The sequence below is a fragment of the Marinobacter sp. V032 genome, from assembly GCF_052645435.1.
Map to the genome: position 1 here is coordinate 248,049 of NZ_JBQXYE010000003.1, position 21,549 is coordinate 269,597.

Sequence of the window (21,549 nt, forward strand, 5' to 3'; positions counted from 1 at the left end):
ATGAAGACTCAACGTGGCGCTTCCACCCTGGGAATTCTTATCGCAGTCCTCTTTTTCGGCAGCCTGGTCACCCTGGCCATCAAGTTGGGGCCGATTTATCTGGATGACATCACCGTCCAGGAAGCGCTGGAAGGCCTCGATGATACCGAGAACCTGGGTCAGATGCGCAAGGCGGATATCCGCAAGCTGATTCAAAAGCGGATGAGCGTCAATAATGTTCGTGAATTCGATCCGAAGCTGATTGAAATCGAAACCGAGGACGGTGTGGTCAAGCTTTCTCTGGCCTATGACCGTCGTACCAATCTGTTCCAGAATATTGATGCGATTGTTCACTTTGAGCATGCGTACGAGATGAGAGGCAAGTGAGAGTAAGTGACATTGATCTGGGGCGGTTACAACGACGCCTGGGGTATCAGTTTCGTGATCAGGAGTTGTTGAATCTGGCGTTGACGCACCGGAGTCATGGCAACCAGAACAACGAACGCCTTGAATTCCTGGGTGACTCGATTGTTAATATGGTGATCGCCGAACACCTCTATTTACATTTCGACAAAGCACGGGAAGGGCAGCTCAGCCGTCTGCGAGCCCGCATGGTCAAGGGCGTGACTCTGGCAGAGATCGGCCGGGAGTTCCATCTCGGCGACTATCTGCGAATGGGCTCGGGTGAGCTCAAAAGCGGAGGGTATCGCCGAGACTCTATTCTCGCTGACGGCGTGGAGTCTGTTATCGGCGCCATTTATCTCGACAGCGATTTCAATACCTGTCGGACCCGGGTTCTGGCGTGGTTTGAAGGTCGACTTGAAGCGCTTAATCTTCAGGACACCCAGAAGGACCCGAAAACCCGTCTTCAGGAATACCTGCAATCGCGTCAGTACCCTCTGCCACGCTATGACGTCATACTGGTGGAAGGCGAAGCCCACGCCCAGACCTTTCACGTTGAATGCGCATTGCCCTCGCTGGACCGAAAAACGAAAGGTGTTGGCGGCAGTCGTCGTATTGCCGAGCAAGAAGCGGCGCGCGACGCCTTGAAATCACTGGGCGTGGAGAATTCCTGATGACCGATCTTACCAAGCCCGATAACCCCGACAGCCGCTGTGGTTTTGTGGCCATTATCGGTCGGCCGAATGTCGGCAAATCGACACTGCTCAATCATATTCTTGGGCAAAAGCTCAGTATTACATCACGTAAACCGCAAACGACCCGGCACCAGGTATTGGGGATCAAGACCGAAGGCGACGTCCAAGCGATTTATGTGGACACGCCGGGCATGCATGAGGAAGAGCCCCGTGCGTTGAACCGTTACATGAACCGCGCAGCATCGTCCGCCCTGAAAGGCGTGGATGTTGTGGTCTTTGTGGTCGATCAGGGTCACTGGACGACCGCAGATGAGATGGTGCTGAGCAAGCTTGAGCATGTAACAGCGCCGGTTATTCTGGTGATCAACAAGGTGGATAAACTGGAGCGCCGCGACGCGCTTTTGCCGCACCTTGAGTCCGTTGCCCGTAAACGCAACTTTGAGGAAATCATCCCGCTTTCCGCGCTCAAGGAACAAAATCTGGAGCCACTGGAAAATGCTGTTAACCGGCTCTTGCCCGTGAGTATCCATTTTTATCCTGATGACCAGATCACTGATCGTACCCAGCGTTTTCTGGCATCCGAGATAGTGCGTGAAAAGATCACGCGTCAGCTGGGTGCGGAGTTGCCATACTCTGTGGCTGTCGAGATTGAAGAGTTCAAACACTCCGGTAAAAGCTTGCATATCTCGGCGGTAATACTGGTGGAGCGCAGCGGTCAGAAGAAAATTATTATTGGCGACAAGGGCGACCGTATTCGCCAGATAGGCCATGACGCCCGGATCGATATGGAAAAGCTGTTTGACAGCAAAGTCATGCTGCGCCTTTGGGTCAAGGTCAAGAAGGGCTGGGCCGATAGTGACCGGGCACTGAAAAGTCTGGGCATGAATGACTTTTGATGTGCGCTGTTTCTGATCGAGTCTGTGAGTATCGATTGGTTGCGGGCCGCGCTGGCCTGGGTGAGTTGCGATGACAGATCGGATATCGCAGGAGCCGGGTTACGTTTTGCATCGCAGAACCTATCGCGAAACCAGCCTTCTGGTTGATCTGTTCACGCTCAACTTTGGTCGAATCTCGGTGGTGGCAAAGGGGGCGAACAGTGCCAAAAGCCCCCTGAAAGCCCAGCTTCAGCCATTTCAGCCAATGCTGCTGAGCTGGCAGGGGCGCTCCGATCTGAAAACCCTGACCGCTGCCGAGAGCCGGCTTGGGCCTGAACTGAAGCGCACCCAGCGCCTTTATTGCGGGCTTTATCTGAACGAACTTCTGCAACGCCTGTTGCCACCCGCCGAGCCGAATCAGCCCCTGTTTGCCCACTATATTGAAACGCTCGACCGACTGTCCGTGGAGGACGATTTCGAACCGATACTGCGCCGCTTCGAGCGTGCGTTTGTTACGGTATTGGGCTACGGCTTCGCCTGGGACGAAGTGATGGATGCCGGCAACGCGCCGGTAGCCGGGATGCACTATTATTACGATCCTGAGCAAGGTGTGCTGGCGTCACCGACTGCCGGTAGCCTGTTACAGGGGCTGAGCGGCGAGGTACTGTTGCAGCTCGGCGATGACAATCTCGACAGCCTCCCCGCCCGGCGAATGGCCAAGCGCGTCATGCGGGTGTTGATCGATCATCTTCTGCAAGGCCGACCGCTGCACAGTCGAAGCCTGTTTACCCCTTCTCGAGGAGATCACCATGAAACCTGACGTCCATAACCCAGACTCCCTGAAACCCAGAGTATTGCTCGGCGTGAATGTCGATCACGTCGCGACACTTCGTCAGGCGCGGGGTACCCGCTACCCTGATCCGGTACAGGCAGCCCTGGTTGCTGAAGAAGCGGGCGCTGATGGTATTACGATCCACCCTCGTGAGGATCGCCGCCACATTCAGGATCGGGACGTGCTACTGCTTCGGGATATGATGAACACTCGCATGAACCTCGAAATGGCGGTGACGGATGCCATGCTGGCTTTTGCCGAGACAATAAAGCCCGAATGCATCTGCCTTGTACCGGAAAAGCGCGAAGAGCTGACAACAGAGGGCGGACTGGACGTCGTTGCCCAGGAAACCCGTATTGCACGAGCGTGTGAGCGGATGGCAAAAATCGATGCGGATGTGTCACTGTTTATCGATGCGGATTTTGCCCAGATTGATGCGGCCGTGCGCTGCGGCGCGCCGGTCATCGAGATTCACACCGGCCACTATGCCGACGCGAAAACCCCGGCAGAACTTGAATCCGCTTTTCGTCTGCTTGTGGACGGCGTGGCGTATGCCCGCGACAAGGGATTGATTGTCAACGCCGGACACGGCCTGCATTATCACAATACCGAACGTGTCGCGGCCATTGCGGGCATCAACGAGTTGAATATCGGGCATAGCATTATCGCCCGTGCGCTGTTTACCGGAATGAAAGAAGCAGTGCGGGACATGCGCGCCATTCTTGATCGGGCGATTGCCCACTCCAACTGAATGCCAGCACTCGGCTCAAGGTGCGGCTTTAGCCGAGTGGACCTTTCCTGAACATCGCCTGCCATTCGGTTTCTTCTGCCCAGATCAGCAGGCGATCAATCGCAGACAAAAGAGAACGGGTGAGCGGAAGCTCGTCTTCTGTTTTGCGTTTGATAGCTGTTTCGAGTTTTTCTGACAGGCTGCGTAATTCAGGTACACCGCAGTAGCGAGTGGCGCCATGAAGTTTATGTACTTTCTCCAGTAAGGCGTCAGTCTGGTCGTTACGTTCAAGCAACTCGGCGATGGCCTCCCGGTCAGAGACAACCTGTTCCAGCAACATGCTGAAGAGTTCTTCCGCCAGATCCTGCTTGCCCGCAGCCAATGAAATACCTTCATCGACATCAACGCAAGGCAACTGCTTTTCACGGGTAGAAGGGCGAAAGCCGCGTTGCCGGTTTTCGTTTTCGATGGTTGCGGTCTGGCCGGAAGGTACGGCAAACCGATAACCGGTGTGCTTGAACACGGTGTCCATCAACTGTTGGCTGCTGACGGGTTTTGCCAGGTAGCCGTCGAAACCTTGGCGCAACAGGCGATCTTTTTCTTCGGACAGGGCGTGAGCTGTCAGTGCGATGATGGGGGTCGGCTGGTCAGGCTCATCAAGTGCGCGCAGCCTTTCGGTCGTTTCCACGCCATCCATGCCGGGCATCTGCAGATCCATGAAAACCAGATCAAACCGTCTTTGCCGTGCCTTGCTGAGCGCTTCAAATCCACTCGAAGCACCTTCTGCCTGAACCCTGCAGTCGGCCAGCAGAGTCATGACAAGTTTAAGATTCGCATCGTTGTCGTCTACAGCCAGCACCCGTGGTGCTGAGCCCGGGCTGCGCGCAGGTAGCGCATCATCTGGCAGGTCAGTTGTGGTCTGGTCTGGAGCATGGGCGCCGTGAATCAGCATAAACAACTCGTCGTAGAGACGATCGCGACAGACCGGTTTGGCGATGTGGCCGCTGGTAATGGCTGCCAGGCCGCCTTCCTGATTTTCCAGCGTTGGGGTCAGCAGTAGCGTGCGACAATCCCGTTCCAATTCCAGCTTCCGGAACAGTTCCCGGTATTGGCTGGAGTGCACCAGGTGGCGGGTGACGCCGATCATGGCCACCGCGTAGCCGCGGTTTTCATACTGGGCCTGCTCGACTTTTTCCAGCATGTCGCTGGGGGAACTGGCGCTATCAATGTTCATCCCCCAGTCCCGCAGCAAGTGGGTAACGGAGAGGGCGGTTGTTTTCTGTTGCTCCAGGTAGATGACCCGTTCCTGCTTGAGTCCATCCCTTGGAGCCGGAAGCTCGGCATTGTGGGCGATTTCTGTCGATAGGGTAAACCAGAAGGTCGAGCCCTTGCCCAGTTCGCTTTCAAGGCCTATTTCGCCCCCCATTTCCTCTACAAGGCGTTTTGATATGACCAGACCAAGACCGGTACCACCGTATTGCCGGGCGGTAGATGCATCGGCCTGACTGAATGCATTGAACAGTGATTGCTGTTGAGCACGGGACAGGCCGACACCCGAGTCGCTGACGCTGAAGCGAAGTACAACGCGTGACCCTTCGGCGTCTTCTTCTTCCAGGCTTGCGCGCATCACCACTTCGCCGGTCTGGGTGAACTTGATGGCGTTGTTGACCAGATTGGTGATGACCTGTTTGACCCGCAATGGGTCGCCGAGAATCGCATCCGGCACGTCACTGTAGATCAGCGGCACCAGATCGAGATTCTTGCTATGGGCGGAGGGCGCGAGCATCACCATGACTTCTTCAATCGTGTCGCGCAGCCCGAACGGAATACGGTCGAGTACCAGCTTGCCGGCCTCGATTTTCGAGAAGTCGAGAATGTCATTGATAATGGTGAGCAGGATTTCAGACGACTTGCGTATGGTGTTCAGGTGGTCCCGCTGCTGGCGTGGCAAGGGGGTTTTCAGCAGTAATTCGGTAAAGCCGATAATGCCGTTCAGTGGCGTGCGGATTTCGTGGGACATGTTCGCCAGAAATTCCGATTTGATCCGGCTGGCTTCCAGTGCTTCTTTGCGGGCCAGATCGAGTTCAATGTTCTGTATCTCGATGGTTTCCAGCGTCTCACGCAGGTCTTCGGTGGCCTGATCAATATTCTGCTGCATCTCGGCCTGGGCTTCGCTCAGTTCCTGAGCCATTGCGTTCAGACCGGATTCCAGCTGTTCAAACTCAGGACCTGCTTCGGTATAAACCCGGGTTTCCAGCTTGCCTTGCTTCAGTCGTGCGACGGCGTTGTTGAGCTCAAAAATAGGGTCGGTGACGGTGCGGCTCATTCGCAGGGCAATCAGAATATTGAAGATCACACCGGCGAGAATCAGCAGCAGGCTGATCAGGAGGGCCTTGTAGCGCTCTTTGTCAGTACGCACGTGTGACATTTCAACGGCGGACCAGCCGATCGGTTCAACTGCGCTGGGTGCGGTTTGCCTGGATTCGATCTGTAGCAGGCTGTCGAGCATCAGGTCCTGCAGGAACACCGGCGTAATAAACAGCGTGTTATTTTCGGTGTGAAGGGTGAGCGTTCGCTCGGCCGTCAGCTGTTCCCTGGTAATTTCCTGGGTAAGACTGGGGCCGGTATGAAGCAGGCGATGGCCGTGCGCGTTAAAGAAGGTTATCGAGCGCACATCCTGTTCTTCAAGCAGGGCGTTGGACAGGCTGTTCAGCAGGCTGCGGTTGGCCGTGAACATGCCGTACTCGGAGGCGGACGCCAGCTGTCGGGAAAGTGATTCTCCCCGGTCGCGCAGCAGCTGGTTGATGTTGCCCACCCAGCTCTGGGTAAAAAACAGACCGAGCAGCAAGGTTGTCAGAATGGTCGGTACCAGTGTGACAAACAGTACTTTTTTGCGAATACCCCAGCGTCGCATGATGGTGCGCTTCCTGATTCCGTCAATCGTCCGGCGCCTTGCTAGTTCCCTTACGGGCTCTGTAGCGGCACCAAAGACACCGTCCCTGATCAATATTGGCCGCAAGCCGAATTGCCGCCAAACCTCACAATCGTGAACCCGACAGAATCGGGAATATGATCCTTTATAGCACCATTCTAGTCGCGATCGACGGCATTGGAATAGCGTTATAACCAGCCGTATTGGGATCGTCTGCGCGAAGCGCGTATGATGCGATCCAGAGTGTATCACAGCTTTGTTGACCGCCTTCGGGCGACGGAAGCTACGAATCAATTCCGGTGAATTGATCAGTAGAATCCAAAGTAATGAATTCGATTTTTAGCTTGCTTTCAGGAGCCTGTGGATCCATGAATTTTCCTACGATTGAAGACTATGTTGGTCATACACCGTTGGTGCGCCTGCAGCGATTGCCGGGCAATACCAGCAACGTCGTACTAGCCAAACTGGAAGGTAATAATCCCGCAGGTTCTGTAAAGGACCGTCCGGCGATCAGCATGATTCAGGAAGCCGAGAGACGCGGCGATATAAAGCCGGGTGACACGCTGATTGAAGCCACCAGTGGCAATACCGGTATTGCACTGGCGATGGCAGCGGCGATCAAGGGCTATCGCATGGTCCTGATTATGCCTGCGAACATGAGTGAAGAGCGCCGGGCATCCATGCGCGCCTACGGAGCAGAGCTGATTACTGTTAGCAAGGAAGAGGGCATGGAGTATGCCCGGGATCTCGCCGAGAAAATGCATCGCGAAGGCAAGGGTGTGGTGCTGGACCAGTTCGGCAACATGGATAACCCGCTGGCGCACTACCGCACAACCGGGCCGGAGATCTGGGAGCAAACCGAAGGCAAGGTGACGCACTTTGTCAGCTCGATGGGGACGACCGGCACCATTATGGGGGTGTCGCGTTACCTGAAGGAGCGCAATCCCGATATCCGGATCATCGGATTGCAGCCTGCGGACGGCTCGTCTATCCCGGGTATCCGTCGCTGGCCGGAAGCCTATCTGCCGAAAATTTTTGATGCCACCCGGGTCGATCAGGTACTGGATGTTGGTCAGCAGGAAGCCGAGGAGACCATGCAGGCACTGGCTCGCGAGGAAGGTATCTTCTGCGGGGTATCTTCAGGTGGGGCGATTGCTGCCGCGCTGCGACTTTCCCAGCATGTTGAGAATGCGATTATCGTCGCCATTATCTGTGACCGGGGTGACCGTTACCTGTCTACCGGCGTATTTCCCAGCTGACAGCAAAGCCTATTGCAAACGATAAAGACCGGAAGTTCTGATGAGCAGACGTAACAGAAGAAAAGTACTCCCAGCTGAACCGATCAGTTGCGAGGTTGAAAAGCTGAGCCACGATGGTCGTGGCATAGCGCACCTGGACGGCAAGATCCAGTTTGTGGATGGTGCACTGCCGGGCGAAACCGTGATGGCCAAGTATGTCGGTAGCCGCAAGAGTTTTGACGAGCTCAGAACAACAGACGTTGTCACAGGCGCACCAGACCGGGTAGAGCCACCTTGCGAATATGCCGACTTATGCGGCGGCTGCAGTCTCCAGCACATGTCGCCGGACGCCCAGATCGCGTTCAAGGAAAACACCCTGCGGGAACATTTTGCCCATTTTGGGGGCATCGAGCCCGAGGAATGGGTCGCGCCGATGCGTTCGCAAGAGCTGGGCTATCGCCGCAAAGCACGTATGGGGGTGCGGTTTGTATCCAAGCGTGATTCGGTGCTGGTCGGCTTCCGTGAAAAGCGCAATAGCTTCCTGGCAGACATCGACAGCTGTGCCGTCCTTGACCCACGTATAGGTGAACGGATTACCGCGCTCCGGTCGTTTCTGTACACCCTGGAAGCGCATAGCAACATTGCCCAGATCGAAGTCGCATGTGGTGACGATGTGGCTGCCATGGTGTTCCGGAACATGGTGACGCTGTCCGATAGCGATACTGAAAAACTCCTGGCCTTTGGTCAGGCGCACGATTTGCATATCTATCTGCAACCGAAGGGCCCGGATACCGTGCATCGCATTTGGCCGGCCGAAGGTGAAGAGCGGCTGAGTTACCGGCTTGAAGAGTTTGACCTCACGATGAAGTTCCACCCGATGGATTTCACGCAGGTCAACGCCCAGATGAATCAGGCCATGGTGCATCGTGCCATCGAATGGCTTGATCCCCAGCCGGATGACCGGGTACTGGATCTGTTCTGCGGACTGGGCAATTTCACCTTGCCGCTGGCGCGTCGGTCATCATCCGTCGTTGGTGTTGAGGGGGACGAGTCGATGGTTGTCAGGGGGCGCGAAAATGCGGAACTTAACGGGATCGACAGTGTCCGTTTCTACGGTGCCAACCTGCAGGGGGATTTCACTTCTGAATCCTGGGCGGCCGAGGGCTTTGATCGTATCCTGATCGATCCACCTCGCTCCGGTGCGCAGGAAGTCTGTGAGTATCTGGCGGCATTTGGCGCACACCGCATTGTGTATGTGTCCTGCAATCCCGCGACTTTGGCACGGGACGCCGGCGTATTGGTTAGCAAGGGGTATCGCCTGGTGAAAGCCGGCGTGATGGACATGTTTCCACATACCACGCACGTTGAGTCAATGGCGCTGTTTGAGCGCATCTGACCCTGTAGGGTATTCGGCTAGATATACCGGCTAGATGCGCCGGCTGGACAGGCACGAGGGAGAGCGGCTGCCGCTATGGTAAAGGTTCGTGAAGATTATGCGTTGACCATGGATGGTCAGGTCGATATCGAGGGTTGGGTTCGCCAGATTCAGGCGCAGACGACGCTTGCCGATGTTGATCAGTTTCGCCGTGCCTGTGAATTAAGCGCCGTTATCGACCTCAAGGCTGTGCGTGAAGACCGGCTGTGGGCGCCTGGTTCTAGCAGTTTTCAAACCGGCATCGAAATGGCTCAGGTGCTGGCAGAGCTCCATCTGGATCAGACCTGCCTGGTCGCGGCCATACTCTATCGCGCGGTGCGCGAGGAGCGCATTGCATTGACGGATGTCGAGCAGGAATTTGGTGCAGAAGTCGCCAAGCTGATCGACGGCGTGCAGAACATGGCTGCCATCTCGTCAATTCACCATCCCCTTAAAGGCAATGTGCTGGGCCAAAGCCAGGGCCAACTAGATAACGTCCGCAAAATGCTGGTGACGATGATTGATGACGTCCGCGTCGCGCTCATTAAGCTGGCGGAGCGAACCTGTGCGATTCGGGCGGTCAAGAGTGCGCCTCCGGAGAAGCGGATGCGGGTCGCCCGGGAAGTCTTCGATATCTACGCACCGCTGGCTCACCGGCTGGGTATCGGCCACATCAAGTGGGAACTGGAAGACCTGTCTTTCCGGTACCTGCACGAGTCAGCGTACAAGAAAATTGCCAAGTTGCTGGATGAAAAGCGGCTGGATCGGGACGACTACGTGAAACGCGTAGTCACAGCGATGAAAACCGAGCTCGACAAGGCAGGCATCAAGGGGGATATCTCTGGCCGCGCCAAGCACATCTACAGCATCTGGCGGAAAATGCGCCGCAAAGGCATCGATTTCTCGCAGGTTTATGACGTGCGAGCATTTCGGATATTGGTGCCTGAATTGCGAGACTGCTACTCCGCGCTCGGGATCGTGCACAGCCTCTGGCGCCATATTCCCAATGAATTTGACGATTATATTGCCAGCCCCAAGGAGAACGGATACCAGTCGTTGCATACGGCGGTTATCGGCCCGGAAGGAAAGGTAATGGAAGTGCAGATCCGCACCCACGCCATGCATGAAGACGCAGAGCTCGGCGTCTGTGCGCACTGGTTGTACAAAGGTACGGACACAGGCAACAAATCTACCGGGTACGAAGCGAAGATAAACTGGCTGCGCCAGGTGCTGGAGTGGCAGGAAGATCTGGGCGATCTTTCCGGTCTGGTTGATCAGCTAAAGGCGGATGTCACGCCGGATCGCGTGTACGTATTCACCCCTGAAGGTCACGTGGTGGACATGCCCCAGGGCGCAACGCCGGTGGATTTTGCCTATCGTGTCCATACCGAGGTCGGGCACGCCTGCCGCGGTGCCAAGGTGAATGGCCGTATTGTGCCGCTCACTTATCCGCTGAAAACCGGGGATCAGGTGTTTATCCTCACCTCCAACAATCCGGCTCCCAGCCGTGACTGGATGAACCCCAGCCTGGGGTATATCCAGACTTCCCGGGCCCGGGCCAAAGTGACCCACTGGTTCAAGGAGCAGAACCGCGACCGCAATGTGATTGACGGCCGGGCGATTCTTGAAGACGAGTTCAAGCGGTTGTCGATCTATGACATCGATCTGAACGAATTGGCGCGAAAGGTTAATTATCCAATGGCGGACGATATGTTTGCCGCTATTGGCGCGGGTGATCTTCGGCCTACTCACGTGGCCAATGTTGCCCAGCACCTGCTTGAACCAAAAACGGAACAACTTGACCTGAAGCTGGCTGCGCCCAGGGCAAAAGAATATGACACTGAATCGGATATTCAGATTCAGGGTGTCGGCAAGCTCAAAACCCAGGTGGCCAAGTGCTGCAAACCGCTACCCGGCGATCCTATCGGCGGCTATATCACTGTTGGCCGGGGAGTAACCGTGCACCGGCAGGACTGCATCACCTTCCTGCATCTGCGGGAGTACGAGCCCAACCGTATCATCGAAGTAAACTGGGGTGGTCGGCAGGAGTCTGTCTATCCGGTTGATATCGAGATTGAAGCCTATGACCGGTCGGGCCTGTTGCGGGATATCACCACTGTGCTGGCTTCATCACGATGCAACGTGCTGTCGCTGAATACGATCTCCAATCAGGACGATAACACTGCCACCATGCGGGTTACCGTGGAGATTTCCAGCCTTGAACAGTTGGCCAAACTGCTGGCACAGATTCGCAATCTACCCAACATCCTTGAAGTACGCCGTAAACGTGGCAACTGAGAGGTTGCCGCGTCAGGTTTTATGGAGCCGCTATGTCAGACCGCTACACCATTGAAGACCTGAAAACACTGATGTCCCGGCTGCGGGATCCTGAAACCGGTTGCCCCTGGGATTGTAAGCAGGACTACCGCAGCATCGTGCCGCATACCCTCGAAGAGGCCCACGAAGTTGCCGACGCCATTGAGCGGGCCGACTACGTGAACCTGAAAGATGAACTGGGCGATCTGCTGTTTCAGGTTATTTTCTATGCCCAATTGGGTAATGAGGTTGCGCATTTCGACTTCGACGGTATTGTTGATCAGCAGGTGCGCAAGCTTATCCGTCGACACCCCCATGTTTTCCCTGACGGGACATTGGCAAGCATCGTCGATCCGGCCAATCGACCTGATGATGCCGAGATCAAGGCCAACTGGGAGCGGATAAAAGCTGAAGAAAGAGCCTCAGAGACGGGCATAGGGAGCGGCGCAACATCACAAGACGAGAGCCGGTTGGATGGGATCGCCGCCTCGTTACCGGCAATGGTGCGTGCTGAAAAACTGCAGCGCCGGGCAGCCAGTCATGGTTTTGACTGGCCCGATATCACGCCGGTATTCGATAAGCTGCATGAAGAAATCGAAGAACTTAAAGAAGCCTGGGAACACACCCAATCTCAACCGGACGACCGCGATGCGCTGGAAGATGAATTGGGCGACCTGATGTTTGTCTGCGTCAACCTGGCACGTTTCCTGAAGGTTAATCCTGACCAGGCTTTAAGGCGTACCAATAGAAAGTTTGATGCACGATTTCGGGCCATCGAGCGGGTTCTTGCGGCACAAGGTCGCGATTTTGATGCGCAAAGCCTGTCGGACCTGGATGCAATCTGGCAGTCGGTTAAAGGCGTTGAAAAAACGGACTGACAGCAGTGAAACAGCGCGAGAACAGTTGGTTACGGTAGGTACAATCCGTAACGATTTCACGCAGTAAGGCGATATACGTTAAGCTACACTTTCAATGGAAGGAATAAGATCCGTCAGGATTGCAGATTCTTTCTTACGTTACGCCAGCACAGTAACTGTTGGCGCAACGCTCGGTTTTGGCAGTGGCTGCCAGCATGCTCAAAAGGCATGGAGCGCAGCGAATAAAATGCGACAAAGCAAAAAGCGGGAGCGTTGACCATGAAGATCAAGGATCTGGTGAGATATTGGGATAAACACGCACGCGGTCGTCTGACTCGTGACGATTACGTCGCTGCGTTGTCTGAGCAACACATGGCACGGATGGAAAAACTCGCCGAGCTATATCCCCTTAAGTCGCCGCAAGATCTGATTCGTGACCTGATATCGGCCGCACTGGACGATTTGGAAACAAGCTTTCCCTATGTTCAGGGTTCACGGGTTGTAGCGTTTGACGAGGATGGCTTCGAGATTTATGAAGATGCCGGCTTGACCCCTCGTTTTGTCAGTCTGAGCCAGAAGCATATGCAGGATCTGAAACTGCGCCAGCTCGAGACAGCGGCCTGACGATCCGGTCATGGTAACGTCGTGCGCGTGTTCGGTAGAACAGGTTAACAAGCGCGCGGCGTAGACGACTATTCTGAATGAGCTGGTTGGCGACCCGCCAGGTTTTGCCGGCCAAAGACCCCCTGACTCCCCGATTTATTTCGACACCGTCGACGGCCTTTCATTCCCGATTCTTTTCGCGGCAGCCTGCGTTGGGCGGGTGAGTAGCGTGCGGGATACACTGGAAAGGCCCACCATGCCATCCATTGGGCGGGCCTTCCGGAATTATTTCTTTACGGCTTCGAGTTTGCCTTTAAGGGGTGTCTGGCGAGTCAGGTCGTCCAGAGCGGCTCCGATCATGTCATTGAGAATGTCAGTTTCGCTGCGATCAGGGTAAAGCTCAGCCAGCGCGGCGATGCGGGCAGCGTCTTCCAGCGGAAGCTTGAGCGAATAGCTCTCGGGACGGTCGGTCTCCTGCTTTTTGTCTTCCCAGTATTTGGGCAAATCAGTTACTTTCATAAACACTCCTTAAAATCGCCGCCAGTGGCAACAGGCATCAGTGAACGGATTCTGAATATCAATAAACACCTTTGGTTATGCAATTTCAATCCTTATTCAGAGTAACCCTGTTTAAATCATAGCAATGGAGGCTGCAGGGCGCCTGCGATCAAGTCTAATGAGCTTTACCGATGAAGGTCGGGTTTATATCGGCTAACCTGCTGTTATATTAAGATCTGTTTCACTACACACCCATTAGCGGGACAAGGACGGGAAGAGTCGATGACAGAGCTGCACCCTGAACTTCGGGACAATGTCAGAATGCTCGGCGAGTTGCTGGGCGAAAGCATCAGAAAGCATCCAGGCCAGGATTGTTTTGATCTGATAGAGGAAATCCGGGCAGCGGCCAAGGCCGACCGGCGCCAGGAGAGTGGATCCGACCAGCGGTTGGTCAATCTGCTGTCGCAGTTGACGGAAGATCAGCTGCTTCCCGTTACCCGGGCGTTCAGTCAGTTCCTCAATCTCGCCAACCTTGCAGAGCAGTACCATGGTATTCGGCGTAAACAGGGCCACCACGCTGACGTAATGGTCGAATCACTGGGTGATGTTTTCAAGCGACTCAAGGATCAGGGGATTTCGGCGGAAGAACTGCACAAACGCGTTACGGAATTAAGCGTAGAGTTCGTGTTGACGGCACACCCGACTGAGGTCACCCGTCGAACGTTGATACTCAAGTACGATGAAATATCCAATGCGCTTGGTCAATTGGACCACTCGGATTTGTTGCTAGCCGAACGCAACGAAATCATCAGCCGTTTGCGTCAGTTAGTGACTGAGGCCTGGCACACCGATGAAATTCGTCACCAGCGTCCCACCGCAGTTGACGAAGCAAAGTGGGGCTTTGCTGTTATTGAAAACAGTCTGTGGCAGGCGCTTCCCCGCTTTCTTCGTAGCCTTGATCAGTCCTTGATAGAGGCAACAGGAAAAGGCTTGCCGATTGATGCCACGCCGATGAAGATCGCCTCGTGGATGGGGGGCGACCGGGACGGTAACCCCAATGTGACCCACGAAGTAACGAGAGAGGTATTCTGGCTGGGACGCTGGATGGCTGCCGATTTGTACCTGCGTGATGTCCAGACATTGCGCGCCGAGCTTTCCATGTGGGAGGCCAGCGATGAGTTGCTTGAAGAGGCCGGCCATTCACGGGAACCTTACCGTACGGTGCTGGCGAGATTACGCGAAAAATTACTGAAAACCCGGGACTGGGCTGAGGCCTGCATTAATGGAGAACCCGCAGACAGCGCCGGGATTCTGTTTGAGAATGCGGATCTGGTTCGCCCCTTGCAGCTATGTTATGACTCGCTTGTTGCCTCAGGTCTCGAGACCATCGCTGATGGTTTACTGCTTGATACCTTGCGCCGGGTCCATACCTTTGGTCTTCCGCTTGTGCGGCTGGATATTCGTCAGGAAGCTACACGACATGCTGATGCCGTTGGCGAAATCGTTGATTTCCTGGGATTGGGCGACTACAGCAACTGGACAGAGAGCGAGCGCCAGGCATTCCTGGTGAAGGAGCTCCAAAGCCGTCGACCACTGATCCCCCGTAATTGGCAGGCATCGGACCCCGTCCGGGAAGTATTGGATACCTGCGCTGTAGTGGCGGAGCAAACGCCCGAATCATTGGGCTCCTACGTTATTTCCATGGCCAGTCAGCCATCGGACGTGTTGAGCGTGATCCTGCTGCTGCAGGAAGCGGGGATGACCAATCCGTTGCGGATAGTGCCGTTGTTTGAAACGCTGGATGACCTTCGCTTGGCGCCTGCGACCATGTCCGCACTGTTTCAGATCGATTGGTATCGCAGCTATTGCAAGGACCGTCAGGAAGTGATGATAGGTTACTCCGATTCTGCCAAGGATGCCGGTCAGATGATGGCGGCCTGGGCACAGTACCAGGCGCAGGAAAAGCTCACCGATGTTGCTGGCGAATATGGTGTTCATCTAACCCTGTTTCACGGTCGGGGCGGTACGGTTGGACGCGGCGGTGGTCCGGCTAACAGAGCGATTTTGTCGCAGCCGCCGGGATCGGTAAACGGCAGTTTCCGGATCACCGAGCAAGGGGAGATGATCCGCTTCAAGTTCGGCTTGCCACGTCTGGCGGAACAAAGCCTGACGCTCTATGCCACGGCCGTAATAGAAGCCACGCTGGCGCCGCCACCGGGGCCGGAAAAACAGTGGCGGGAGATGATGGACTGGCTGACTGAGCGGTCCTTGAAAGCCTATCGTGAAGTGGTACGCGAGAACCCGGATTTCGTGCCTTATTTCAGGCAGGCAACGCCAGAGCAGGCGCTTGGCAAGCTGGCGCTGGGCAGTCGCCCGGCTCGGCGCAAAGCGTCCGGAGGCGTTGAAAGTCTGCGAGCGATTCCATGGATCTTCGCCTGGACCCAGATGCGATTGATGCTGCCCAGCTGGCTGGGAAGCGATGTTGCCCTTAGTGAAGCAGCAAAAGCGGGCCACGAACCACTACTTCGCGATATGATGGCGCGCTGGCCATTCTTTAAAACTTACGTCGATATGCTGGAAATGGTGTTGGCCAAGTCCGACCTTCGGATTGCTAACTACTACGAGCAGACATTGGTTGAGCCTGAATTGAGAGGGTTGGGCGAGGAGTTGCGTCAACGCCTTGGCACCTGTATTGAACAGGTGAAACTGCTAAAACAGCAGGATGAACTGCTGATTGACGAGCCGGTGTTTGCGCATTCGCTGAGAGTGCGCAACCCCTATACCGATCCATTGCATTACCTGCAGGCGGAGCTGCTCCGGCGTGATCGCGAAGGTGAGCAGCGCGGCGAGGTGCCAGAACAGGTCGAGCGTGCGCTTAAGGTCAGCATGGCAGGCATCGCCGCAGGCATGCGCAATACCGGTTGATTTGCTGGGGCATGACGGTTGCGAAAGGCGGCCGTCAGCTGAACGAATAATGTTTGATTGAGGTAGCGTGAGTGGCGGTGTCAGCCAGGCTGGAAGTGTTTCTGAATCGCAAGGGTATTGTGTACGACACCTTGCCCCACGACGAAGTGCAAACCTTTGATGTTGCGGTGTCCGGCGCGGGCGTATCGCAGGATGAAGTGGTTCGCGCGACCCTGTTGATTGATTTGCAGGGCGTTGTGATGGCGGTTCACGGCTTTCATACCGCGATTGATGTTGATGCCGTTGCGGACCTGACCGGTCGAAGAATGCAGTTGCTGACAGCCCGTCAGGCCGACCGCCTGTTTGCTGATTGCGAAGCCGGCTTTCATCCACCGATTGGCGGGGCCTATGACGTACCGGTGATTGTCGATACACCGGTGTTAAAGTTCAGCCAGGCCTATATGGCGTCAGGTGCCAGCAACTGTCTGATCCGGATGGATGATCGCGCATTGCGACTGGCGCTGGCCGGAGCCAAGTCAGGCAAGATTGGCATTATCGATCAGGCTCAGGATATCAGCCCGGTCAACGCCGAGGGCATTACCCTCGAAGAAGTCGCTCAACGCCTGCAGAAACTGAATCGTTTGCCGCCAATGCCAGCCCTGGCATTGCGCATATTGCGCCTCACTGCTCATCCTGAGGCCACCGCCAAAGAGTTGGCAGACCTCATTGAGTATGATCCGAGCCTGACCGCACAGGTCATGCGCTATGCCCGATCGGCGCTGTTTAACTATCCCGGTCAAATCAACTCGGTTCAGGAGGCTGTGAGCCGTGTACTGGGATTTGACCGGGTTGCACACGTTGCCATGGGGATTGCCTCTGTCCGGGCGTTTGATGTGCCCAGGCAAGGTGCATTGGGTATGGATGCGTTCTGGCGGCATTCGCTATATTGCGCATTTCTTTGTCAGCAGATGGCGATAAAATCGAAAGCTGACAAAGGGCTCGCCTACCTGTGCGGTTTGCTGCACAACTTTGGCTTACTCTTGATCGGCCATCTGTTTCCGTCGGAATTTGAGCAGCTCAACCGGTTACGGGAAGCTAACCCGGAGCAGAGTATGCGAACGCTGGAGTTGCAGGTGTTTGGCGCTGGGCAGGAATACCTCTCCGTCGGCCATGGCGCGATTGGGGGAATTCTGCACCGGTTATGGCAACTACCGGACGCCGTGGTGAAGGCGGCAGGCGTGCATCAGAGTGCCCAGTACGAGGGCGATGAAGCCACTTATGTTCATATGGTGCAGCTGGCAAACGAATTGTTGAAGGAAAAAGGGATTGGAGACGAATTCAATCCGGCGGATTCAGCGCCGCTGCTGGAAACCCTGGGGTACTCCCAGTCTGACGCGGATTCCTTTATTGCATCGGTGGATGCGGTGGCGGATGATCTGGACGCCTTGGCGCGTTCATTGTCTGCCTGACAGGCCGGCAGAAGCCATCAACGGGCGTGATCAGAGATTCCTTAGGTCAACCCGCCCTTTCTTAGGGCGTCACGACTTCGTATAATGCCCGATCATTTTGCCGCGTGAGCGGCGCGCAGCGCGCAGAACAGATCCCTCAGGCGACGCGACACACAATCTGCAGAGTCATAAACGGTGTTTTTCAGGCCTCCACCGTTCGTTTAGATGACCAACAAATAATAAAGCTGGCTCGCTTACAAACGAGCGGTCCCGGCAAGTGCCAGCAGGATGAACGCCCAGGCCGCGTCTCCGCTGCACAACGATTTCATCGATAAACGGAGCATTTCCATTATGAGAATCATTCTGTTGGGCGCGCCGGGCGCGGGTAAAGGCACCCAGGCACAGTTCATTACCGGTAAGTTCGGGATTCCCCAGATTTCTACCGGCGACATGCTGCGTGCAGCTGTAAAAGCAGAATCACCGCTCGGTCTTGAAGTGAAAGAAATCATGTCCACCGGTGGGCTGGTATCCGATGAGATTATCATCGCACTGATCAAGGATCGCATTCAGGCTGAAGACTGCAAGAATGGATTCCTGCTTGACGGTTTTCCTCGCACCATTCCCCAGGCTGAATCGCTGAAGGAAGAGGGCGTGGTCATTGATTACGTAGTTGAGATTGCGGTCGACGATGAAGAGATCGTGACCCGCCTGTCAGGTCGTCGTGTGCATGAGGCCAGTGGCCGCATCTACCACGTTAAATACGATCCACCTAAGGTTGAAGGCAAAGACGACGAAACCGGTGATGCGCTGATCCAGCGTACCGATGATTCCGAGAGCACCGTGCGCAACCGGCTCAAGATCTACCACAACCAAACAGCACCGCTGATCGGCTACTACCAGGACTGGGCTGCTCATGACGCCGCTGCTGCACCGAAGTATGTGCGTGTTGAAGGCGTAGGCTCGATGGACAATATTCGCGACCAGATATTGTCACAGCTTCAGTAACAGAAGCGCTTAAACACGTCGCTGACCAGGCTGCCTGACCAATGAAATTACTTGCTCTGGATACCACTGCCGAGGGCTGCTCTGCAGCGCTCTGGCACGACGGTACTTTGTACGAGCAAAGCACCTTGGCTCCTCGTGGACACACTCGCTATCTATTGCCGATGGTGAAGGAGCTGGTGGCTGAAAGTGGCATTCCGCTTTCGGATCTGGACGCAGTGGCTTTTGGTCGTGGGCCGGGATCCTTTACCGGACTGCGTATTGCCACCGGTGTTGTGCAGGGGCTGGCTTACGGGCTGGCTATTCCTGTGGTGCCGGTGTCTTCTCTGGCGGCTGTTGCCATGCAGGCTGTTCGCCTGGGCTATGCTGATGCAGAGGCCCAGGGTATTGCGGTGGCTTTTGATGCGCGGATGGGTGAAGTCTATTGGGGCTGTTTCGTTTCGCAAGAGGGCACAGTGGTGGCTCTTGGTGACGAATGCGTGACAGCACCTGGATCAGTGGTTTTGCCCGCATCGGCTGCAGATCACTGGATTGGCGCCGGTTCCGGCTGGCACTTTGGCGCCCAAATGCCTGAATCTGTCTCATCTGTCATCAAATCTTCCTTCCCCGAGCTGTATCCTCTTGCCTCTGACGTCGCCATTCTCGGCGCTGCAGCCTGGCAGCGGGGCGAGCAGGTGAGTGCAGCCGATGCTGCACCTGTGTATGTCAGAAACGAAATAACCTGGAAGAAACTGCCAGGCCGTTAACGGTCTGATACCCCCGAAAGCTTGAGTCGTATCGCACGGAGTCATGCATGGAGCTGTGGCAAACCATTGTCCTGTCGATTATTCAGGGCCTCACCGAATTCCTCCCCATCAGTAGTTCTGCCCATCTTATTCTGCCGTCCCAGTTGTTGGGGTGGGTCGATCAGGGGTTGGCATTTGATGTTGCAGTGCACGTGGGGACGCTCGCAGCTGTTGTCTGGTATTTCCGTCGCGATGTGGGGCGCCTGACGGCCGCCTGGGTCACGGATTCTGTCAATCGTCGGACCGGCCCCGACAGTCGTCTGGCCTGGGCCATTATTCTGGCGACAATTCCGGCGGGGCTGGCCGGCATTGTGTTTAACGATATTATTGAATCGGAGCTTCGTTCTGGACTGGTGATCGCCGCATCAACCATCATTTTTGGTCTGGTACTCTGGTGGTCAGATGCGGTAGGCCGACAACAAAAGGGCATCGCAGCAATTGGCTGGCGGGATGCTTTAATAATCGGCCTGGCACAGGCTCTTGCGTTGATCCCCGGCACTTCGCGTTCGGGGATTACAATGACAGCGGCGCTGTTTCTGGGGTATCAGCGTGAAGCGGCGGCCAAGTTTTCGTTTCTTTTGTCTATTCCTCTGATCACAGCCGCCGGTCTGCTGAAAACCATTGAGCTAATACAGGCAGGAAGTGATGCTCACTGGTCCGATATTCTGATCGGCACGGCGGTTTCGTTTGTCAGTGCTGTGATCTGTATCCATCTGTTTCTGCGTTTTCTGGATCGCCTGGGCCTGATGCCGTATGTCATTTACCGTTTGTTACTGGGCGCGGTGCTGTTAGTGGTGTTATTGTAGGTTCAGTCTGTTCGAAATTTGACCGTTTCTTACAGGTTTTCCGATATCTGTCCGAGATATAGCAAAACATGATTGGTGGTATTTCCTCTAATGGCTATGGCCCTCTGGTTCCGGATCGCTCGGTTCAGCGTGAGCGTGCCGATCAGGGTCGCACTGACGACAGCAATACCCGTGCAACCCGAGTGGTGGAGGCCGGGTCGAGTGCTGACATTGTTGATCCCCAGCTGCTGGAGCGTCGGGTACAAGCCCGCAAGGCTGCGGAGGATGTGCGCCTGGAGCAGTTCCGGGTTGATGATGTCCCGTTTGCCAATGCCAAAGCACTTGAAGTGTTTACCGGTATCGCCAGCCAGCCTGACGACGACGTTGAACTTGCCGGTATCGACATCCGCATCTGATATGAGCCTGAACTGACAGTCTCAGCATCAACCTCAAGGTATTTTTTCACGTGCTAGCCTGTGCCTGCGAAGATCGGGTTTACTCCCAGCTTTCTGACGATCTTGCCGAGCGGCTCACTCTGCCGTCTCTGGGTGTGGTGGATCCCCGTTTTGTCTCTGATTTCGACTTGCTGCTTTGGCGTGGAAAAGACGGCTTGTCGTTGCGGGCGACCGGCAAGAAGGCGCCCGGCCCGGTGAGGGCGGAATTTGTCACTGGCAAGGCCGGTTATCGCCGTGACCATGGTGGCGGCTCCGGGCAGATGATTGCCCGGGCCGTCGGTTTGCAGCGCACACGGCAGACACTGCGTGTACTGGATGCCACAGCAGGCCTCGGTCAGGATGCGTATGTACTGGCAGGTCTGGGCTGCGAATTGCAGTTGCTGGAGCGCTCGCCGGTGATCCATGCTTTGCTGGAGGATGGGTTGGCCCGCGCGGCTGCAAGTCCGGAGGCGGTGGCGCTGACGTCGAAAATGACCTTGCTGGCAGGCGACAGTATTCTCTGGCTTCGCGAACAACCGGGGCCTGTTGCCGATGTTATCTATCTCGACCCCATGTTTCCCCATCGAGACAAAAGTGCACGGGTTAAAAAGGAAATGGAGTTGTTCCGGCCTGTAGTTGGCGCAGATGAGGACGCCGCGGATCTGTTGTCAGCGGCGTTGGAGAAAGCGGAATACCGGGTTGTGGTCAAGCGCCCCCGAAAGGCGCCGCCGGTGAGCGGGCCTAAGCCGACGACACAACTTGAGGGTAAAAGCAGTCGCTACGATATCTATGCCCTGAAGGCCCTTCCTTAGGCTCAGGT

19 protein-coding genes are annotated in these 21,549 nt (G+C 55.7%); 17 read left to right on the plus strand and 2 right to left on the minus strand.

The window, feature by feature from the left end; genetic code table 11:
* The 5 genes from ACUN9X_RS14940 (at window position 1) to pdxJ (ending at window position 3,534) form a co-directional block, all read left to right on the plus strand.
* Window positions 1-366, plus strand: coding sequence for a DUF4845 domain-containing protein (locus ACUN9X_RS14940; RefSeq protein ID WP_260034427.1), 366 nt, complete (start codon window positions 1-3; stop codon window positions 364-366).
* A complete protein-coding gene (gene rnc, locus ACUN9X_RS14945; protein WP_260034428.1) occupies window positions 363-1,055 on the plus strand; it encodes a ribonuclease III in 693 nt (230 codons plus the stop codon). The genes ACUN9X_RS14940 and rnc overlap by 4 nt, the downstream gene beginning before the upstream one ends.
* Window positions 1,055-1,972, plus strand: a complete 918-nt coding sequence (gene era / locus ACUN9X_RS14950; RefSeq protein ID WP_445473607.1) for a GTPase Era — start codon at window positions 1,055-1,057, stop codon at window positions 1,970-1,972. The genes rnc and era overlap by 1 nt, the downstream gene beginning before the upstream one ends.
* A 70-nt stretch (window positions 1,973-2,042) precedes the next feature.
* The gene (recO, locus tag ACUN9X_RS14955) at window positions 2,043-2,771 is read left to right on the plus strand and encodes a DNA repair protein RecO (RefSeq protein WP_445473608.1); all 729 of its coding nucleotides are present in this window, start codon (window positions 2,043-2,045) and stop codon (window positions 2,769-2,771) included.
* Window positions 2,772-2,790: 19 nt separating this feature from the next.
* On the plus strand, window positions 2,791-3,534 hold the full coding sequence (gene pdxJ / locus ACUN9X_RS14960; RefSeq protein WP_260034981.1) for a pyridoxine 5'-phosphate synthase: 744 nt from the start codon (window positions 2,791-2,793) through the stop codon (window positions 3,532-3,534).
* Between the two features lie 28 nt (window positions 3,535-3,562).
* On the opposite strand, the gene ACUN9X_RS14965 is transcribed toward pdxJ, so the two are convergent.
* Window positions 3,563-6,427: a response regulator gene (locus ACUN9X_RS14965; RefSeq protein ID WP_445473609.1), complete on the minus strand. Its 2,865-nt coding sequence runs from the start codon at window positions 6,425-6,427 to the stop codon at window positions 3,563-3,565.
* A gap of 386 nt (window positions 6,428-6,813) precedes the next feature.
* Here ACUN9X_RS14965 and cysM point away from each other — a divergent pair, with 386 nt between their 5' ends.
* The 5 genes from cysM to ACUN9X_RS14990 all read left to right on the plus strand — a co-directional run bounded on the left by cysM (window position 6,814) and on the right by ACUN9X_RS14990 (window position 12,894).
* The gene (gene cysM, locus ACUN9X_RS14970; RefSeq protein WP_445473610.1) at window positions 6,814-7,704 is read left to right on the plus strand and encodes a cysteine synthase CysM; all 891 of its coding nucleotides are present in this window, start codon (window positions 6,814-6,816) and stop codon (window positions 7,702-7,704) included.
* 40 nt (window positions 7,705-7,744) lie between these two features.
* Entirely contained in the window at window positions 7,745-9,079 is a 1,335-nt protein-coding gene (gene rlmD, locus ACUN9X_RS14975) for a 23S rRNA (uracil(1939)-C(5))-methyltransferase RlmD (protein ID WP_260034436.1), read from the plus strand.
* A 75-nt stretch (window positions 9,080-9,154) separates the two neighbouring features.
* Window positions 9,155-11,395 (plus strand): GTP diphosphokinase, encoded by a 2,241-nt coding sequence (gene relA, locus ACUN9X_RS14980; RefSeq protein WP_445473611.1) that lies wholly within the window; start codon window positions 9,155-9,157, stop codon window positions 11,393-11,395.
* Between the two features lie 32 nt (window positions 11,396-11,427).
* Window positions 11,428-12,291, plus strand: a complete 864-nt coding sequence (gene mazG / locus ACUN9X_RS14985; RefSeq protein ID WP_445473612.1) for a nucleoside triphosphate pyrophosphohydrolase — start codon at window positions 11,428-11,430, stop codon at window positions 12,289-12,291.
* Window positions 12,292-12,549: 258 nt separating this feature from the next.
* The gene (locus ACUN9X_RS14990; RefSeq protein ID WP_260034439.1) at window positions 12,550-12,894 is read left to right on the plus strand and encodes a pilin assembly protein; all 345 of its coding nucleotides are present in this window, start codon (window positions 12,550-12,552) and stop codon (window positions 12,892-12,894) included.
* Window positions 12,895-13,158: 264 nt separating this feature from the next.
* Here ACUN9X_RS14990 and ACUN9X_RS14995 read toward each other — a convergent pair whose 3' ends face one another.
* Complete coding sequence (locus ACUN9X_RS14995) at window positions 13,159-13,392, minus strand: hypothetical protein (RefSeq protein WP_260034440.1); 234 nt, start codon at window positions 13,390-13,392, stop codon at window positions 13,159-13,161.
* 261 nt (window positions 13,393-13,653) lie between these two features.
* Here ACUN9X_RS14995 and ppc point away from each other — a divergent pair, with 261 nt between their 5' ends.
* The 7 genes from ppc (at window position 13,654) to ACUN9X_RS15030 (ending at window position 21,541) form a co-directional block, all read left to right on the plus strand.
* On the plus strand, window positions 13,654-16,296 hold the full coding sequence (ppc, locus tag ACUN9X_RS15000; RefSeq protein ID WP_445473613.1) for a phosphoenolpyruvate carboxylase: 2,643 nt from the start codon (window positions 13,654-13,656) through the stop codon (window positions 16,294-16,296).
* 71 nt (window positions 16,297-16,367) lie between these two features.
* Window positions 16,368-17,744, plus strand: coding sequence for an HDOD domain-containing protein (locus tag ACUN9X_RS15005; protein WP_445473614.1), 1,377 nt, complete (start codon window positions 16,368-16,370; stop codon window positions 17,742-17,744).
* A gap of 330 nt (window positions 17,745-18,074) precedes the next feature.
* Window positions 18,075-18,728 carry an adenylate kinase gene (gene adk / locus ACUN9X_RS15010; protein ID WP_445473615.1) on the plus strand — a complete coding sequence of 218 codons (654 nt, stop codon included), beginning with the start codon at window positions 18,075-18,077 and terminating at the stop codon, window positions 18,726-18,728.
* Between the two features lie 41 nt (window positions 18,729-18,769).
* Window positions 18,770-19,471 (plus strand): tRNA (adenosine(37)-N6)-threonylcarbamoyltransferase complex dimerization subunit type 1 TsaB, encoded by a 702-nt coding sequence (gene tsaB / locus ACUN9X_RS15015; protein ID WP_445473616.1) that lies wholly within the window; start codon window positions 18,770-18,772, stop codon window positions 19,469-19,471.
* 47 nt (window positions 19,472-19,518) lie between these two features.
* Window positions 19,519-20,316, plus strand: coding sequence for an undecaprenyl-diphosphate phosphatase (locus ACUN9X_RS15020; protein ID WP_445473617.1), 798 nt, complete (start codon window positions 19,519-19,521; stop codon window positions 20,314-20,316).
* 68 nt (window positions 20,317-20,384) lie between these two features.
* On the plus strand, window positions 20,385-20,711 hold the full coding sequence (locus ACUN9X_RS15025) for a hypothetical protein (protein WP_445473618.1): 327 nt from the start codon (window positions 20,385-20,387) through the stop codon (window positions 20,709-20,711).
* A gap of 50 nt (window positions 20,712-20,761) precedes the next feature.
* Complete coding sequence (locus tag ACUN9X_RS15030; RefSeq protein ID WP_445473619.1) at window positions 20,762-21,541, plus strand: class I SAM-dependent methyltransferase; 780 nt, start codon at window positions 20,762-20,764, stop codon at window positions 21,539-21,541.
* Window positions 21,542-21,549 lie beyond the last annotated feature (8 nt).

Coding starts and splice junctions, on each gene's coding strand:
- ACUN9X_RS14940 (WP_260034427.1), top strand. CDS start 1: ATGAAGACTCAACGTGGCGCTTCCACCCTGGGAATTCTTATCGCAGTC.
- era (WP_445473607.1), top strand. CDS start 1,055: ATGACCGATCTTACCAAGCCCGATAACCCCGACAGCCGCTGTGGTTTT.
- recO (WP_445473608.1), top strand. CDS start 2,043: ATGACAGATCGGATATCGCAGGAGCCGGGTTACGTTTTGCATCGCAGA.
- ACUN9X_RS14965 (WP_445473609.1), bottom strand. CDS start 6,427: ATGCGACGCTGGGGTATTCGCAAAAAAGTACTGTTTGTCACACTGGTA.
- cysM (WP_445473610.1), top strand. CDS start 6,814: ATGAATTTTCCTACGATTGAAGACTATGTTGGTCATACACCGTTGGTG.
- rlmD (WP_260034436.1), top strand. CDS start 7,745: ATGAGCAGACGTAACAGAAGAAAAGTACTCCCAGCTGAACCGATCAGT.
- relA (WP_445473611.1), top strand. CDS start 9,155: ATGGTAAAGGTTCGTGAAGATTATGCGTTGACCATGGATGGTCAGGTC.
- mazG (WP_445473612.1), top strand. CDS start 11,428: ATGTCAGACCGCTACACCATTGAAGACCTGAAAACACTGATGTCCCGG.
- ACUN9X_RS14990 (WP_260034439.1), top strand. CDS start 12,550: ATGAAGATCAAGGATCTGGTGAGATATTGGGATAAACACGCACGCGGT.
- ACUN9X_RS14995 (WP_260034440.1), bottom strand. CDS start 13,392: ATGAAAGTAACTGATTTGCCCAAATACTGGGAAGACAAAAAGCAGGAG.
- ppc (WP_445473613.1), top strand. CDS start 13,654: ATGACAGAGCTGCACCCTGAACTTCGGGACAATGTCAGAATGCTCGGC.
- adk (WP_445473615.1), top strand. CDS start 18,075: ATGAGAATCATTCTGTTGGGCGCGCCGGGCGCGGGTAAAGGCACCCAG.
- tsaB (WP_445473616.1), top strand. CDS start 18,770: ATGAAATTACTTGCTCTGGATACCACTGCCGAGGGCTGCTCTGCAGCG.
- ACUN9X_RS15020 (WP_445473617.1), top strand. CDS start 19,519: ATGGAGCTGTGGCAAACCATTGTCCTGTCGATTATTCAGGGCCTCACC.
- ACUN9X_RS15025 (WP_445473618.1), top strand. CDS start 20,385: ATGATTGGTGGTATTTCCTCTAATGGCTATGGCCCTCTGGTTCCGGAT.